The organism is Mesorhizobium sp. LSHC412B00, from assembly GCF_000503035.1.
GTDB lineage: Bacteria > Pseudomonadota > Alphaproteobacteria > Rhizobiales > Rhizobiaceae > Mesorhizobium.
This window is the reverse complement of record NZ_AYWB01000007.1, coordinates 47,427-63,919: the sequence shown is the minus strand read 5'-3', so window position 1 is coordinate 63,919 and position 16,493 is coordinate 47,427. Positions and strand designations below refer to the sequence as shown.

The 16,493-nt window shown below is 63.5% G+C and carries 16 protein-coding genes; 9 read left to right on the top strand and 7 right to left on the bottom strand.

Going from position 1 to position 16,493, the window contains the following annotated elements:
* From X757_RS149930 to X757_RS149940, 3 genes are all read right to left on the bottom strand, one after another.
* A complete protein-coding gene (locus tag X757_RS149930) occupies nt 1-906 on the bottom strand; it encodes a carbohydrate ABC transporter permease (protein WP_023726426.1) in 906 nt (301 codons plus the stop codon).
* 67 nt (nt 907-973) lie between these two features.
* Entirely contained in the window at nt 974-2,290 is a 1,317-nt protein-coding gene (locus tag X757_RS149935; protein WP_023669849.1) for an ABC transporter substrate-binding protein, read from the bottom strand.
* A 359-nt stretch (nt 2,291-2,649) separates the two neighbouring features.
* Nucleotides 2,650-3,333 (bottom strand): TetR/AcrR family transcriptional regulator, encoded by a 684-nt coding sequence (locus tag X757_RS149940; RefSeq protein ID WP_023704248.1) that lies wholly within the window; start codon nt 3,331-3,333, stop codon nt 2,650-2,652.
* Nucleotides 3,334-3,444: 111 nt separating this feature from the next.
* On the opposite strand from X757_RS149940, the gene X757_RS149945 reads away from it, so the two are divergent.
* From X757_RS149945 to X757_RS149955, 3 genes are read left to right on the top strand one after another with little or no spacing between them, the layout of a single operon-like run.
* On the top strand, nt 3,445-4,638 hold the full coding sequence (locus X757_RS149945) for a Tm-1-like ATP-binding domain-containing protein (protein WP_023726425.1): 1,194 nt from the start codon (nt 3,445-3,447) through the stop codon (nt 4,636-4,638).
* Nucleotides 4,639-4,651: 13 nt separating this feature from the next.
* Nucleotides 4,652-5,506 (top strand): phosphoenolpyruvate hydrolase family protein, encoded by an 855-nt coding sequence (locus tag X757_RS149950; protein ID WP_023726424.1) that lies wholly within the window; start codon nt 4,652-4,654, stop codon nt 5,504-5,506.
* A 4-nt stretch (nt 5,507-5,510) separates the two neighbouring features.
* Nucleotides 5,511-5,927 carry a cupin domain-containing protein gene (locus X757_RS149955; RefSeq protein ID WP_023698983.1) on the top strand — a complete coding sequence of 139 codons (417 nt, stop codon included), beginning with the start codon at nt 5,511-5,513 and terminating at the stop codon, nt 5,925-5,927.
* Between the two features lie 171 nt (nt 5,928-6,098).
* On the opposite strand, the gene X757_RS149960 is transcribed toward X757_RS149955, so the two are convergent.
* Nucleotides 6,099-7,289 (bottom strand): Xaa-Pro peptidase family protein, encoded by a 1,191-nt coding sequence (locus X757_RS149960; protein ID WP_023726423.1) that lies wholly within the window; start codon nt 7,287-7,289, stop codon nt 6,099-6,101.
* 365 nt (nt 7,290-7,654) lie between these two features.
* Between X757_RS149960 and X757_RS149965 the strand changes: the two genes are divergently transcribed.
* The 6 genes from X757_RS149965 (at nt 7,655) to X757_RS149990 (ending at nt 13,594) form a co-directional block, all read left to right on the top strand.
* Nucleotides 7,655-9,259: an ABC transporter substrate-binding protein gene (locus X757_RS149965; protein ID WP_023669855.1), complete on the top strand. Its 1,605-nt coding sequence runs from the start codon at nt 7,655-7,657 to the stop codon at nt 9,257-9,259.
* Between the two features lie 235 nt (nt 9,260-9,494).
* Complete coding sequence (locus X757_RS149970; RefSeq protein WP_023726422.1) at nt 9,495-10,481, top strand: ABC transporter permease; 987 nt, start codon at nt 9,495-9,497, stop codon at nt 10,479-10,481.
* Nucleotides 10,478-11,308, top strand: coding sequence for an ABC transporter permease (locus tag X757_RS149975; RefSeq protein ID WP_023726421.1), 831 nt, complete (start codon nt 10,478-10,480; stop codon nt 11,306-11,308). The genes X757_RS149970 and X757_RS149975 overlap by 4 nt, the downstream gene beginning before the upstream one ends.
* Complete coding sequence (locus tag X757_RS149980) at nt 11,305-12,306, top strand: ABC transporter ATP-binding protein (RefSeq protein WP_023726420.1); 1,002 nt, start codon at nt 11,305-11,307, stop codon at nt 12,304-12,306. The genes X757_RS149975 and X757_RS149980 overlap by 4 nt, the downstream gene beginning before the upstream one ends.
* Nucleotides 12,303-13,088, top strand: coding sequence for an ATP-binding cassette domain-containing protein (locus tag X757_RS149985; RefSeq protein ID WP_023704256.1), 786 nt, complete (start codon nt 12,303-12,305; stop codon nt 13,086-13,088). Before X757_RS149980 ends, X757_RS149985 begins: the two co-directional genes overlap by 4 nt.
* Nucleotides 13,085-13,594 carry an L-2-amino-thiazoline-4-carboxylic acid hydrolase gene (locus tag X757_RS149990; protein ID WP_023704257.1) on the top strand — a complete coding sequence of 170 codons (510 nt, stop codon included), beginning with the start codon at nt 13,085-13,087 and terminating at the stop codon, nt 13,592-13,594. The genes X757_RS149985 and X757_RS149990 overlap by 4 nt, the downstream gene beginning before the upstream one ends.
* A 10-nt stretch (nt 13,595-13,604) precedes the next feature.
* Here X757_RS149990 and X757_RS149995 read toward each other — a convergent pair whose 3' ends face one another.
* From X757_RS149995 to X757_RS150005, 3 genes are read right to left on the bottom strand one after another with little or no spacing between them, the layout of a single operon-like run.
* Nucleotides 13,605-14,387 (bottom strand): DeoR/GlpR family DNA-binding transcription regulator, encoded by a 783-nt coding sequence (locus X757_RS149995; protein WP_023686645.1) that lies wholly within the window; start codon nt 14,385-14,387, stop codon nt 13,605-13,607.
* 2 nt (nt 14,388-14,389) lie between these two features.
* On the bottom strand, nt 14,390-15,193 hold the full coding sequence (locus X757_RS150000; protein ID WP_023692036.1) for an HAD-IIB family hydrolase: 804 nt from the start codon (nt 15,191-15,193) through the stop codon (nt 14,390-14,392).
* Nucleotides 15,194-15,200: 7 nt separating this feature from the next.
* Nucleotides 15,201-16,493 (bottom strand): iron-containing alcohol dehydrogenase, encoded by a 1,293-nt coding sequence (locus X757_RS150005; RefSeq protein WP_084013567.1) that lies wholly within the window; start codon nt 16,491-16,493, stop codon nt 15,201-15,203.

Genomic DNA, 16,493 nt, shown 5'->3' with positions numbered 1-16,493 from the left:
TCAGCGCTCCTTCACCTTGTTGAGGTACTTGACGTAGATGTTGGTGATGGCCAGCACCATGATCAGCACGATGTAGGCGAGCGCGCAGGAGCGCCCGGTCTGCCATTCCTGGAACGCCATCTTGTACAGCCGGATAGAGATCAGCTCGGCCGTCGGCTGGCTGGTCAGGATATAGGCGAGGTCGAAGGTCTTGAACGCTTCCATGGTGCGGAAGATGACCGCGATCATCAGGATCGGCGCGACCAGCGGCAGCGTGATGCGGAAGAAGGTGTAGAACGGTCCGGCGCGGTCGATCGCCGCTGCTTCGTAGAGATGCTTCGGCACCGCTGAAAGGCCGGCCAGCGACAACAGCATGACAAAGGGTGACCACATCCAGATGTCGGTCAGCGCAACCGCATAGAGCGCCATCTTGGGGTCGGCCAGCCACTCGAAATTGCCGAGGCCAAGCGCATAGTTGATGACCCCCCATGACGGATCATAGAGCAGTTTCCAGAACAGACCGACGACGGCCATCGACAGCATCATCGGCAGCAGCAGCAGCGTTGTGATGAGACCCTTGAGGGGAATATCCCTGTTGAGCAGCATGGCCACGCCGAAGCCGACGAGCAGCTGACCCGCGACCGAGATGATGACGTACTTGGCGGTGATGGCGAAGTTGGACCAGACATAGGGGTCGTTGAGCAGGTCGCGATAATTCTGCAGCCCGACGAAATTCGCCGGCGCGTTGGTCGACGCGCGGAAATCGGTGAAGGAATAGCCCAGCGAATAGATCAGCGGGAAAATGTTGAAGACGATCAGGAACAGGATCGTCGGGATTATGAAGAGGTTGCGGATCGACATGTCGCTCAAGCCGAGTGCAGCGGCCCGCGAGGAAGTGTCCAGCGTGGTGATCATCGTGGTCGCCAAGACCCTGCTCCCGTTTCGGAAAAAAGAACGGAGGAGGCACGGATGCCTCCTCCGCGAGAAAAGCTGCTTATTGGCCGCGGCCGTATTTCTTGAACGTCGCGTTCCAGTCGCCTGCGAGCGCGTCCAGCGTTTCCTTGGCGGTGCCTTCGCCGCCGATCATGTAGGGATAGACGCGCTGGTTGAGCTGCTGCAGCAGCTCGGCATATTCCGGCACCGCCCAGAAGTCCTTCACCTTGAACATGGTCTCGTAGAAGGCCTTGTTGTACGGCGTGGCGTTCTGGAACTCCTCCGACTTGAGCACGGCGGCACTGCAGGTGTAGCCGCCGAGCGCCGCCCACTTCTTCTGGGTCTCGTCCTTGATGAACCATTCAAGGAACTTCGTCGCCTCTTCCTGCTTCTTGGAGTAGGAAACGATGGAGATGCCCTGACCGCCGAGTGCGGCGAACTGATCGCCGTTCGGGCCTGGAGGATTGGCGAAGAAGCCGGTGTTCTTGGCGTTCGGGTTCGACGCCTCGTTGATCAGCGAGGGGAAGAACGCGAAGTAGTTCATGCTCATCGCGGCCAGGTTTTCGGTGATCGCCTGATTGTCCTCGACGAAGAACGACTTGGCCCAGCCCGGAGGCGTGAACGTGTAGAGTTCCTTGTAGGCGTCGAGTGCGGCGATTGCCTTGTCGGAGTTGATGAAACCGTCGACCTTGTAAGTCTTGTAGTCACCCAGTTCGCCGCCGAAGGAGAACAGCGCGTTTTCGAAGCCCATCGCCATCGCGTCATAGGAATTGTCGGTGTAGATGGCGATGCCGTATCGCTTCTGATCCGGACGATAGAAGAACTCCGCGATGTCGCGCAGCGCCTTGAAATCCTTCGGCACGTCGAGATCGTAGCCGTATTTGGCCTTGAAGGCTTCCTTTTCCTTCGGGTCCTCGAACCAGTCCTTGCGATAGGACCAGCCGACAGCGTCGCCTTCGAGCGGGATCGCCCAGTACTTGCTGCTGCCGCCCGGATACTCGGCGTAATATTTCACCGTTGCCGGCGCCATCACTTCGCCAAGCTTGTGCTTGTTGAAGAAGTCGGTCAGGTCGACATAGTGGCCACCGGTCGAGCCGGCGCCGAGCCATTGCGAGTCGCCGACGACCATATCATAGGCGTCGCCATGGGCGTTGAACTCGGTGAAAGCCTTGGTCTGGAAGTCGGACCAGGGCGTGGTTTCCACCGTGATCTTGACGCCGGTTTCCTTCTCGTACTCGTTGCCGAGTTCCTGCAGATAATTGGCCGGATCCCATTCCGCCCAAAAGATGGTGAGCTCCTTGTCCTGCGCGTAGACGGACGTTCCGCAGGCAAGTACTAAGCCGATACCAGCAAGCAGGCTGGTCATTGTCTTGCGCATAATGATTTCCTCCCTTGTGCGCATTCTACCTTGTCATGCGAGCCGGCGGTGAAGCCGGCCCTGGTAGTTCCTCCCGAGATCGCACCTTCCGGTTCCAAGCCTCCTCGCTTTGCCGGAAAATGGATTGCAGCTCTCACTTTTGATCCGCTTTTTCTGTCCTGATCTGGTATTACCAATTTTGGATAGCCGTCAAGCTCTTTCTTGGATCACCACCGGACCTTGTATAACCGGATTTTTCATGTATCCGACTGTTTTCCCTGAATTTTCCTACTCGTTGATATAGGAGAGCCTTGTTTCGGCACTGCCATCCCGGTTAACATCAATAGTGGGCATCCAAATCTGGTCGAACCAGATTGGCGCTATTTCGCCAATGCCGCTGTTGGGGCCGCATCGATTTCAGCCGTCGATTCCGCCACCGCGGCGCGCACAAGGGCGCCCGCCGCCCATTGCGCGACCGACCGCATGCCGCGGCTATCGAGCCCCCATATATCCTTCAGCACGATCAGCACTTCGACGCCGAACATCATCGACAGCGCCTGCGCCAGGCGCTTGAACTCGCGCGGCGGCAGCCGGCCCTTGAGCGGTGCGATGGCATCCTTCAGCAGCTGGACGCGATGTCCGCGCGTGAATTGCGGCTCGCCGCCCAGCGTGCCCGCCTGCCGCTGCGCCCATTGGTCGAGCGACAGTTTCAGCGCTGCCTTGAAAGTTGCCTCGAAAGCTTCGATGCGCGGCATGGCGGTATCGAACAATTCGGCAACGCGCCGCCCGGCATCGGTGGACGTCGATTGCCAGGTCAGGATCGGCCCAAGCCCCTCGTCAACCACCGCCTGCACCAGGGCTGCCTGGCTGGGGAAATAGCGATAGGCGGTGGCGCGCGACACTTGCGCCGCCTCCGCGACTTCGCTGACCGACGGGGTGACGCCCGCCTGCATCAGCCGCGTCGCCGTCTTCAGCATCAGCCGTTTTGTGCGGGCCCGTGGGCCGCGTTCTGCAGCCTCGTTGGCGTCGTCGTTCCCAGCGGCTTGTTGACGTGAGACTTCCATGTCAATACGATACGCGCGTCTCAAAAAATTGCAATGACCTTTGCCCACCGAAAGGCCGGCAAAGGGCGACAGGCGGCCCGGCGCCGGTCGGCCGGTGACGGGAGAAACGCGATGAAGCGCATCTACGTGGTGGGCACAGCCGACACCAAGGGCGAGGAACTTGCCTTCCTGGCCGATGCTATTGCCGCCACCGGCAGTTCGGTTGCCCGCGTCGACATCGGAACGCGCGGTGCCACGGTGCCGGTCGATATCCCGGCCAGCGAGGTCGCGGCGCATCATCCGGGTGGAGCCAGTGGCGTGCTCGGCATCGATGATCGCGGCACGGCAGTGGCCGGCATGAGCGCCGCCTTCACAAATTTCATTCAGTCGCGCGACGACATATCAGGCGTGATCGGCATTGGCGGCGGCGGCGGCACGTCGATCATCACTGCCGGCATGCGCGCGCTGCCGCTTGGGCTGCCCAAGATCATGGTCTCGACGCTCGCCTCCGGCGACACCGCGCCCTATGTCGACGTCTCCGACATCATCATGATGCCATCGGTCACCGATATGGCGGGACTGAACCGGCTGTCACGCGTCGTGCTGCACAATGCGGCGCAGGCAATCGCCGGCATGGCCGCCAGGCCGGCGCCGACTGCCACCGGCAAGCCGGCACTCGGGCTCACCATGTTCGGCGTCACCACGCCTTGCGTGACCGCCATCGCGGATCAGTTGCGCGCCAACTATGACTGCATGGTTTTCCACGCCACCGGCACCGGCGGCCGCTCGATGGAGAAGCTCGCGGACTCGGGCCTGCTCGCCGGCGTCATCGACATCACCACGACGGAAGTCTGCGACCTGCTGTTCGGCGGCGTGCTGCCGGCGACGGAGGACCGCTTCGGCGCCATCGCCCGCACCAAGCTGCCCTATGTAGGCTCGGTCGGCGCGCTGGACATGGTCAATTTCTGGGCGCCGCCGACCATTCCCGAGAAGTTTAGGGGCCGGCTGTTTTACGAGCACAATCCCAACGTCACGCTTATGCGCACCACGGCGAATGAATGCCGCGGCATAGGCGAGTGGATCGGCACCAGGCTCGCTCGCTGCGAGGGCCCTGTGCATTTCCTGATCCCCGAAAAAGGCGTCTCGGCACTAGATATCGAGGGCGGCGCCTTCTTCGACCTCGAAGCCGACGCCGTGCTGTTCGATGCCATCGAGCGCACCATCAGGCCGAGCGCCACGCGCCGCGTCACACGCCTGCCGTTGCACATCAACGATCCGGAATTTGCCAAAGCCGCAACCGCGGCCTTCCTCGACATCGCCAGATAGTGAGAGTCAACAAATGCCCGCAATACCGCGCAAGGACATATTGAAGAAGTTCAAGGCGATGATCACCGACGGCGTGCCCATCGTCGGCGGCGGCGCCGGCACCGGCTTGTCGGCGAAGGCCGAGGAAGCCGGCGGCATCGACCTCATCATCATCTACAATTCCGGCCGCTACCGCATGGCCGGGCGCGGCTCGGCTGCCGGCCTGCTCGCCTATGGCAACGCCAACGAGATCGTCAAGGAAATGGCCTACGAGGTGCTGCCGGTGGTCAAAAAGACGCCGGTGCTGGCCGGTGTCAACGGCACCGATCCGTTCGTCATCATGCCGCTGCTGCTTGCCGAGCTGAAGACGATGGGCTTTTCCGGCGTGCAGAATTTCCCGACCATCGGCCTGTTCGATGGCAGCATGCGCCAGAGTTTTGAGGAAACCGGCATGGACTTCGGGCTGGAGGTCGACATGATCGCCGAGGCGCACAAGCTCGATCTTCTGACCACGCCCTATGTCTTCAACCCCGACGAGGCGCGCGCCATGACAAAAGCCGGCGCCGACATCGTCGTTGCCCATATGGGGGTGACGACCGGCGGCTCGATCGGAGCCACGTCGGCCAAGTCGCTCGACGACTGCGTGGTCGAGATCGACGCCATCGCCAACGCGGCGCGATCGGTGCGCAAGGATGTCATCCTGCTTTGCCATGGCGGACCGATCTCCATGCCGGACGACGCGAGATACATCCTCGACCGCTGCAAGGGCCTGCATGGCTTTTATGGCGCGAGTTCGATGGAACGGCTGCCGGCTGAAGCCGCGATCGCCAGGCAGACGGCGGATTTCAAGGCCGTCACGCTGCACGACCAGAAGAAAAAGAAGGGATGAGATCATGACCGACAAGAGCAAGGTGTTCGTATACCCGAAGGACGTGAGCGCCTTCGGCTTTGACTGGGGCAAGCTGTCGCTGACAGTCGCGCCGGAAGTAAATGGCGCGACGCGCTTTTCCGGCGGCGTCGTCGACCTGCCGTCAGGCAAGGGCCACACGCGCCACAACCATCCCGGCGCGGAAGAGATCATCTTCGTCATCTCAGGCAATGGCGAGCAGATGGTGGAGGACGAGGAGGGCAATCCGGTCGTCGCCAAGGTCGGCCCCGGCTGCACCATCTATGTGCCGGAAAGCCGTTTCCATTCGACACTGAACACGGGCGATGGGCCGATGCAGCTCTTCGTCGTCTATTCGCCGGCCGGACCCGAACTGGTGCTGCGGGAGTTGCCGGATTTCAGGTTGATTCCGGCGGGGAAGTAATCGCGAAAGGCCCCCTTCATCCGGCCGCTTCGCGGCCACCTTCTCCCCGAGGGGGAGAAGAGGCAGAAGCCAGCGCCGGCGCAAACTCCTCTCCCCTCGGGGAGAGGTCGGATAGCCCCGAATTGCCCTTCGAAATTCGGATGGCAATCCGGGTGAGGGGGTAGCGCCGAGCTAGGCTATCCCACCTCTATTCCACCCCCGTGCCCGATCCCCAAACATCACATACCCCGCATCCGTCACCGCCAGCGTATCCTCCAGCTTGATGAACCCCCGCGTCGGGTGAAGCATGGTCGTCTCCACCGACAGCACCATGTTCGTCTCCAGCGGCTTGGCCGAATAGGTGCCTTCATAGGTGACCGGGTGGTTGGTCATCAGGAACGGCGCTTCATGGGTGATCAGGCCCATGCCATGGGCGAAGAAATCCGTATAGGGCGCGACCTTCGACGCCTTCAGCACGCCCTCCGCGTGCGAAATCATATCGCCGCCGATGGTGCCTGCCCTCACCTTCGAGAACGCCGCCTGCTGCACCGTCTCGACCTCGGCCAACAGATCTTCCAGCTCGGCATCCGGTTCGCCCAGAATGCCCATGCGGCAGAGATCGCCGATATAGCCGTGATAATTGCCGCCGGAATCGATCGACAGCACCTCGCCCTTTTCCCAAGCCTGCGGTGACGCCGCACGGTTGTGGCTGGAGCCCAGCGTCAGCAGGCAATATTCGAAATGCGCGCCGCGATTGGTCTCCTCGCGCCTGAGCTGCTCGATCATCTCGGCCTTGGTCGTGCCTTCGCGCGCCCACTGGATAGTCGCCAACATGGAATCGGTGATCAGCTCGGAGGCGATGCGCAGCTTCTCCAGCTCGGCGTCTGTCTTGATGGCGCGCATGCGCTCCAGCATGTCGGTCGCGTCGATCAGCTTCGCGTCCGGCAACGCCTTGCGGATCAGCGCATAGGCATCGGACGGCAGGAAGGCCGGCTCGATGCCGATGCGGGCGCCTGCCTTGCCGATCTTGCTGACATGCTCGACCGCAAGATTGGCGGCGTCGAGCGTACCCCAGCAGGCGGCATGCAGCGTCGGCGTCCAGAACGGGTTGTTCTGGTGCTCGGCGCCTTCCATGCGGTTGCCGATATAGGCGGCATGATCCGGCCCGCCCTTCTCATAGACGACAACAGGCAGATAGCGGCTGTGGCCAATCGCATCCATGGCGGCGAAGAAGATGAATTTGTAGCCACCGAGCAGATATTGCGTGTTGTGCTTGGACGTCGCCAGCAGCACATCGATGCCGGCTTCCTCCATCAGCCGGTCGACCCTTGCCTGGTCGAACGGGATATTGCTGACGGCATTCTTGCCCGGGGCAATGTTCATTGTTCTCTCCCTGATTTCCGTGGGATCGCCGGCCGCGCTGCGCCCGATTCCCTTGGCTGTCGGTCAAATCTGCATCATTTTGTCCACTCTGGTCCAGCCAGAAATAGGTCAAATTGCTTCAGCGGGCGGTCGCCAAGTCGTCTTTGCTGCATATCAAGGCAATCTGGTCCTACCAGAATATCAGAATGAAAGGGCCACCTCTAAACTGGTCCAGCGGACGAAAATTTCAAAGCCAAGCAAGGATGCGCCAATTCCGTCTCTGGCGAAACCCTTGGCAAGGGCCATAATCGCCGCGAGGATGCTGGCGGGTGCCGCCAGCTTCGAGGGGTGCGCCCATCTGGTCGCGGAGAGGACGGAGTTCGGTCATGTCAGATATTTCCAGACGCACGCTGCTTGGCGGCTCAGCTTTGCTGCTGGCCTCCACCGCCCTGCCCACATTCAGCTGGGCGCAGACGCCGAAGAAAGGTGGCCGGCTGGTGCTCGCCGCCGATTCCGAGCCGCGCAATCTCAACCCGGCAATCGTCGCCTCCAACGGCGTTTTCTTCATCTCCAGCAAGATTGTCGAGACGCTGGCCGAAGCCTCGTTCGACGGCAAGGACGGGCTCGAGCCCCGCTTGGCGCTCTCCTGGGAAGGTGCTGCCGACGGGCTCTCGGTAACCTTCAAACTGCGCGATGGCGTCAAATGGCATGACGGCAAGCCGTTCACCTCGGCCGACGTCGCCTTCTCGGCGCTGCAGATATGGAAGCCGCTGCAGAATCTCGGCCGCACCGTGTTCAAGGATCTGGCCAGCGTCGACACCCCCGACGATCTCACCGCCGTGTTCAAATTCGCCAAACCGACCCCGTTCCAGCTGATACGCAATGCCTTGCCGGCGCTGAGCAGCGTGGTGCCGAAACATATCTACGAAGTCGGCAAGATCGAGGACAACCCGGCCAACAATGCCCCCATCGGCACCGGCCCGTTCAAGTTCGGCGAGTACAAGGCCGGCCAATATTACAAGCTGACAAGGAATGCGAACTATTGGGGCAAGGACGAGCCCTATCTCGACGAGATCATCTATCAGGTGCTGCCGGACCGCACGTCCGCCGCGGCCGCACTCGAGGCCGAAGAGATCCAGCTCGCCGCCTTCTCCGCCGTGCCACTGGCCGACCTCGACCGCATCTCGAAAGTGCCGGGCCTGAAGGTCATCTCCAAGGGCTATGAGGGGCTGACCTATCAACTCGTCGTCGAGATCAACCATCGCCGCAAGGAACTGGCCGACGTGAAGGTGCGCCAGGCGATCGCGCATGCCATCGACAAGGATTTCGTCGTCAAGACGGTGTTCCTCGGCTATGCCGCCACCGCTACCGGTCCGGTGCCGAAGAACGACCCGCAATTCTACACCGCCGACGTGCCGACCTATCCCTTCGACGTCGCCAAGGCCAACGCCCTGCTCGATGAGGCCGGCTACACCAAGGCCGATGATGGCAAGCGGTTTGCGCTCAAGCTTTTGCCGGCACCCTATTTCAACGAAACAAAACAGTTCGGCGATTATCTGCGCCAGGCGCTGGCCGCGATCGGCATCGACGCCGTGATCGTCAACAACGACTCGGCCGCGCACATCAAGGCCGTCTACACCGACCACGCCTTCGACCTCGCCGTCGGCCCGCCGGTGTTCCGCGGCGATCCTGCGATCTCGACCACAATCCTGGTGCAGAGCGGCATTCCCGACGGTGTGCCGTTCTCCAACCAGGGTGGCTACAAGAACGCCGAGCTCGATGCGCTGATCGCCAAGGCATCGGAAACGCTGGATGCGTCAGCGCGCACCGACCTCTACAACGAATTCCAGAAACAGGTCGCGGCCGACCTGCCGCTGATCAACGTCGCCGAATGGAGCTTCATCAGCGTCGCGCGCGATACCGTGGGCAACATCGCCAACAACCCGCGATGGGCGGTGTCGAACTGGGCGGACACCTATCTGGCTGGCTAGCGATCAGCCCGGCATGCTTGCGCATCGGTTGGACGAATGCTCATCATCAGGGATGAGAGTTCCTTCACGCCTCTGTTCTGTCCTGCCGGATAGCGCCAACCTTCACCCTCCCCCTTGTGGGGAGGGTCGATCCGCGAAGCGGAGCGGGGTGGGGGGAGGCTCGATCCGGCGTACGCCNCCACCCCGCTCCGCTTCGCGGATCGACCCTCCCCACAAGGGGGAGGGTAAGGCAGCCATGACCCGTGCCCTCACCCTCATTCGCCGTCGCCTCGTCGGCAGCATCTTCGTGCTGCTGATCGTCATCATCGGCACATTCCTCCTCCTGGAAGCCGCCCCCGGTGACGCGGTCGACGCCTACATCGTCTCGACCGGCGGCGACGCCGGCATGATCGAATTGCTGCGTCATCGCTGGGGCCTCGACCAGTCCGAGCTGACACGGCTCGCCAACTATCTCTGGGCGCTGCTGCATTTCGACCTCGGCCAGTCCGTTACCTTCTCGCGGCCAATTCGCGATGTTATCCTGGAACGCCTGCCGACGACACTGCTCCTGATGGTCACCGCCACCGCGCTCTCCTTCGGGCTCGGCTCGGCGCTCGGCATCTACGCCGGCGCCAGACCCGGCAGCTTTCGCGACCGCTTCCTGTCGATCGGCTCGCTGGCGCTTTATGCGGTGCCGGGCTTCTGGCTCGGCCTGGTGCTAATCGTCGTCTTTGCCGTCGACCTGCGCTGGCTGCCGATCGGCGGCATCGAGAGCCTGGCCTCGGACAAGACCGGTTTTGACCGCGCCACCGACATCGCCGTCCACCTCGTCCTGCCGGTTTCCGCGCTCGGCTTCATCTATCTCGCGCTCTATCTGCGCATGATGCGCGCCGGCATGGCCGAGGCGTGGCGGCAGGATTTTGTACTCGCCGCCCGCGCCAGGGGGCTGTCACGCCGCCGCATCGTGCTCGCCCATGTCGCCCGCAACGCGCTCTTGCCGCTGGTCACCATGCTCGGCCTGCAATCGGCGCAGATGCTGGGCGGCAGCGTCGTCATCGAAAGCGTCTTTGCCGTGCCCGGGCTCGGCCGGCTGGCGCAGGAAGCGGTCGCTTCGCGCGACACGCCGCTGCTGCTCGGCATCATCCTCACCAGCGCCGTCCTCGTCATTGCCGTCAACCTTGCAGTCGACATCGCCTACGCCTTCCTCGACCCGCGCGTCGGCGCCAGCGAGGCCAGCGCGTGAGCGCGCTGCCGCGGTTCCTGCGCCGGCCGGAAGCGGTCGCCGGCGCGATCATCCTGGCGCTTCTGTTCGCCATGGCGCTGTTTGCGTCGCTGCTCTTCCCCGGCGACCCGCAGGCCATTGCCGGACCAGCACTGCTGCCGCCGTTCCAGGACTGGTCGCTGCCGCTCGGCACCGACCGGCTCGGCCGTGACGTGCTGTCCGAACTGTTCCACGGCGCCCGCACCTCGCTGGCGGTCGGCCTGGCGGCGGCAGCGGCGGCACTCTTCATCGGCGCGGTCGTCGGCACGCTGGCCGGCTTTGCCGGCGGCCTTGTGGACGAGGGGCTGATGCGCATCACCGATGCCTTCCAGACCGTGCCGAGTTTTCTCCTGGCGCTGGCCTTCGTCAGCGTCGTCGGGCCGTCGCTCGGCGTCGTCGTCACGGCAATAGCGCTTGGCGCCTGGACCGGACCGGCGCGTGTAGCGCGCGCCGAAGTGCTGTCGATCCGCGAGCGCGATTACGTCGCCGGCGCTCGCGTCATCGGCATGCATCCGCTTGAGATCGCTTTTCGCGAGGTGTTGCCCAACGCGTTGCCGCCGGTGCTGGCCTTGTCCTCGGTGATCGTGGCCGCCGCGATCCTCACCGAGGCAGCGCTGTCCTTCCTCGGTCTCGGCGACCCCAATCGCGTCACTTGGGGCGGCATGATCGCCGAGGGCCGCACTGTGCTGCGCACCGCGCCCTTTCTGTCGATCGTTCCGGGCATCGCCTTGGTGCTGACCGTGCTTGGCGTCTATCTCACCGGCGAAGGCGTGGTCGAAACGACGGCGGTGCGGAGGAGCCTGTCGTGACCGCACTGGCTGAGATACGCGATCTGTCAGTGCGCTATCGGCGAGATGGCAGCGAGGTGACGGCGCTGAAGGGGGTCAGCCTGGATGTTATTGCCGGCGAGCGGCTGGCGATCATTGGCGAAAGCGGTTCGGGCAAGAGCACGCTGGCGCTGGCGGTGGCTGGACTGCTGCCGGCGAGCGCCAAGATTGAAGGACATGTCAAGTGGCAATTTCAGGCGCCGCGATCCTTCCCACCCCCCTCTGTCCTGCCGGACATCTCCCCCGCAAGGGGGGAGATCAGCAGCTTTGCCGACGGCTTCCCTTCTGCAACGTTCGTGGTTGGCGAAGGCGGAGATGAGAGAGCAATCTCCCCCCTTGCGGGGGAGATGTCCGGCAGGACAGAGGGGGGTGTGACGGCACGCCGACCTCTCAAATTAACCGAGCCCAGCACGCTCCCCCTTCCCGGTCGCGACATTGGTTTCGTCTTCCAGGACCCCTCCGCCAGCCTCGACCCCGTCATGACCGTCGGCAAACAGATCGCCGAAGTCGCCCGCACCCACCTCGGCCTCGACTGGCCACAAGCTTACGCCAAAGCCAAAACCCTGCTCCAACGTGTCCGGCTGCCCGACCCACAAACCGCCATGCGTGCTTTCCCGCACCAGCTCTCCGGCGGCCAGAAGCAGCGCGTTGCTGTTGCCGCGGCCATTGCAGCCGGTCCGAAACTGCTGATCGCCGATGAGGCGACCAGCGCGCTGGACACCATTGTGCAAGCCGAAATCGTCAGCCTCATTCGGCAACTGGTGGCGGAGGACGGCATGACGCTGCTGTTCATCAGCCACGACATCGCGCTGGCCGCCGAACTCGCAGAGCGTATCGCTGTATTCCGGAACGCCGAACTGATCGAACTCGGCCCGACGGAGCAAATCATAAACGCCCCGCGCCATGCCTATACGCGAACGCTGCTCAACGCCCATCTCGGCCTCGACGCCGATCCGCTGCTACGACGGGCGCCGGCATGAACTTGCTCACCGTCTCCGGTCTTACCAAGCGATACCGTCGTGGCGGCAAGGCCATCGCGGCCGTCGACGGTGTCTCCTTCGCCATCGAACCCGGCGAGACGCTGGCGCTGGCCGGGCCCTCCGGCAGCGGCAAGTCGACGATCGCGCGGCTGGTGCTTAGGTTGATCGAGCCCGACGCCGGCACCGTCCAATTCGAAGGCGATGACTTTCTGCTCTTGAAGGGTGCGGCCCTGCGCACCAAGCGCGCGCGCCTTCAAATGGTGTTCCAGGATCCGCTCGCCGCGTTCAACCCGCGCGCCACGGTGGCTCGCGTGCTTGACGATCCCTTGCGCATCCATGCCATCGCTTCCCGCGCCGAGAGGCCGGCCCGCATTGCTGCCTTGCTGGATCGCGTCGGGCTGGCAGCCGATCTCGCCCCGCGCGCCATTCACGAAATCTCCGGCGGCCAGCGCCAGCGCGTCGCCATCGCCCGAGCCATCGCGACCAAACCGTCGCTGATCGTGCTCGACGAGGCGGTGTCGGCGCTCGACGTTTCGGTCCGCGGACAGATCCTTGAGTTGCTGCTCGACCTGCAAGCCAGGGAACGGATCGCCTATCTCTTCATTTCGCATGATCTCGGCGTCGTACGGGCCATCGCCCACCGCGTCGTTCTTCTCAACGCCGGGCGGATCGCCGAGAGCGGCGACCCCCGCAACGTAGTCGACGCGCCGCAATCGGCAATCGGCAAGGCGCTGGTTGCGGCGGCGCCAAGATTGGACAGAAGCAGCAGGCAAGTACCATGACCGAACCAGAAGCCAGAGCCGAAAAACTCTCGCGCGAACTCGATTCCGCCTTCCGCAACCGCGCCGATCTCTACCGTCTGTTTCTCGACGAGCTGACCGGCGAACTCGGCGCGGAAAAGGCCGAGGCGATCATGATCCGCACCATCGAGCAGCGCGGCAAGGAGGTGGCGGCGGCCGCCTTCGCCCGTTTCGGACCTAACGACGCGCCGGCCATCGGCGAGGCATTTTTGGCCGTCAGCCCGGATGGCGGCCTGATGTATCCGACCGATGTCGAGCGCGGGCCGGACCACATCGCCTTCAAGGTGAAGCGTTGTCCGCTGAAGGACGCCTGGGTCGAGGCCGGTGTCGGTGATGAAAAACTCGCCACGCTCTGCCGCATCGCCGGCGCTTTCGACCGTGGTCTGTTCGAGGCAACGGGCGTGCGCTTCGACAATGTCACCTGGACGCCGGGCCACGGCCCCGGCTGCTGCCACATCGCGCTGACCAACAGGGATGCCGCCGGATAGCCAATGCTGATCAGTCGGCGGCAAACACATGCAGCTCCGTGCCCGCCTGTTCGGCAGCAGTGCGCAGGTCGGCCTTCGGTTCGCTGTCGGTGACGATATCGGCAATGTCATCGAGCCCGCAGATGCGTTCCAGACTGCTGCGGCCAAACTTGTCGTGGGTCACCACCAGCACCGTCGACAGTGAACGCGATATCATTGCGCGTTTAACGGCTGCGGCGCCCGAGATCATGTCGCTCGGACCATCGGCGCTTATCCCCGATGCCCCGATAATGGCGACGTCGGCATTGTAGCGGCGCAGGAACTCGACGGTGTCTTCGCCAAGCACGCTGCCTTCGCGGCTGTCATAGGTCCCGGGGCAAAGCAGCACGCGGAAGGTCGGATTGGCGCCGGCCACCGAGGCCACGCCGGTGGAATTGGTGATGATGGTCAGGTCGCGCTTCAGCTGCGAAAGGTTGCGCGCCACCTCATAAGTGGTCGAACCGCCATCGATCATCACGATCTGGCCCTTCTGGACCAGGCCCGCTGCGCCGCGGCCGATGCGGGCGCGCTCCTCGACCAGGGTCAGGCCGCGCTCCGAAATCACCGGCTCTGATGTCACCAGCGAGATCGTCGCACCGCCATAGGTGCGGTTGATCAGCCCGGCATCGCCGAGTTCGATGAGATCGCGGCGGATGGTCTCGCCGGCGACGCCGATGCGCCGTGCAAGTTTGGAGATGCGGATGGACGCCGACCGGCGCACTTCCGAAAGGATAAGCGCGTGCCGCTCCTTCTTCGTCAGTCGGCCCTGATCCATGATTATTCCATTCCCTTTGCAGCAATCAGTGCGTCGGCAAGCTCGGCAAACCCTTGCGCGCCGCGCCCGCTTGTGACGAAGGCAGGAGATGCCGGAAGTTCGCCGGCGAAGTCCAGCACATTAGCGACACCGACGCTGTTGGGGAAGAAGCCGAACATTGGCGCATCGTTTGGACTATCGCCGACGAAGACAATGCTGTCCTTGTCGTGGTCTATGTCTATACCAAAACAGTCGCGCAAGAATAGCCGGCTTGTTGACAGTTTGTCGTATTTGCCGAACCAGCCATTGACATGGATGGACGAGATTTTCGCCGCCGCTCCATAGCGCTGAAAGATAGCGACGATCTTCAGCACTTCAGATTTGGGCAGCGGCGCGACATCCTCGCGAAAATCGATCGCCAAATCGGCTTCGCGATAGGCCTGGTCAGCGGCGACCGCCGCACCCGGAATTTCCGCGAGCACGGCGCGTTCGATCTCGCGCAGGCGCGCCGCGTCAGCCTGCCTTTCCCCGGCACTCCTGGCATAGTGACGAACGATGCGCTTGGCAGTGCCGTCATAGCGGAAATAGAAAGCGCCGTTCTCGCCGATCACGCCATCGACCGGCCATTGCCGCGCGATCAGGTCGCACCAGCCGGCAGGGCGGCCGGTCACCGGCGCGACAAGGAAGCCGGCCTGCTTCAGCCGCTCGAGCGCCGCATAGGCTTTTGCCGGCAGCCGTCCCTTGTCGGTCAAGGTGTCGTCGATATCGGTCAGAACGACGGCGATGTTGCGCCGGTCTAGCGCGGTGAAGTCGGCAAGCGGACGCAGCACCCGCTCAGGCTCCCGCCGCAACCGTTTCGAGCGAGGCAGCCGCGACGTCGAGCATGGTGAACCTGTCGCGGATCAGCCGGGCATTGGCGACCGCCTCGTCGTAGAAGCCAGCCGGTATGGCAACCTCCTGCGGCGTGGTCGGCGCGCCGGCGGCGCGCAGTGCTGCCGCGATCTCGCGCGCCGGGCGTGCCACCCGCACCAGCCTTTCACGATGCGAGCGCCATTGCTTGGCCAGCATGGTGTTGATGGCGTTTGCCCGTTCGCGGTCCAGCAGCTTGGGCTTGAATGCCGCCCAGCAGGAACGTCCGAGCGTTTCGCCGAAGATCTCGATGAAGCGTTCTGGCGTATCCGCGGACGGCGCGAGCTGCAGCTCCGGCAGTGCCAGCACGCGCTCCTGCAGCCGCGCCATCGTCAACGTCGTCACCGCTACGTGTTCGCCGTGATGCGCCTCAGGCAATCCCTGGCCCCGCATGTCGATATAGTGGGCGATCAGATGTTCGCCCTGGCTGGCCGGATAAGAGCCGCCGCACAGTGTCATGCCGAGACCGGACATGACCAGCGTGCGCACCAGCACTTCCATCGCCTCAAGGTCGCCGGTCCCGAGTTCGCCGGCCTTGGCGATGAGCGCCTTCTCGTCCTCGGCCAGAAGCATGAACGGCGCCTGCCTGTAGGGCGTGCCGAGCAATAGATGCGCCATCAGCCAATCGGTCTGCGCGGTCGGCCGCGCCATCGAATCGCCGAAGCCGGCAGCGATCAGCCGGTGCGGCGCCCGCGCCATGACATCGAGATCGAGGAAGACGCCGACCGGCAGGCTGGCCGTCAGCGATTTCTTCAGGCCGTCCTCGGTGATTGCCGCCGACACCGAGGTGTAGCCGTTCATCGATGGCGCGGTGCCGAACACCGCATAAGGTTTTTGGGTGAGATGGGCAGCATATTTGGTGATGTCGTTGATCGAGCCAGATCCGACCGCGACCAGGCCGCTGGCGTCTTTCGTGCGTGCGATCACCGATCGCACCGCGTCCATGTCCGGATGCGGATGGCGCGGCAGGATGATCTTGTCGACATCGCTGCTGCCACGCAGTCCGATCGACACCCTCTCACCCAGCGCCAGCCTTGTGTCGGGATCCATGACCACGGCGAGCTTGCGGCCGAGCGGCAGCGGCTTGACCAGCGCATCGGCCTCGTCGCCGAGACCGCGCCCTATGACGATGGTCTTCAGCGGCACCGACAGCATTCCCTGGCTGTCCGGGTCAGGCAGCGTGCCGGCAATAAGGCGATCGAGCATTTGTCTGGACAT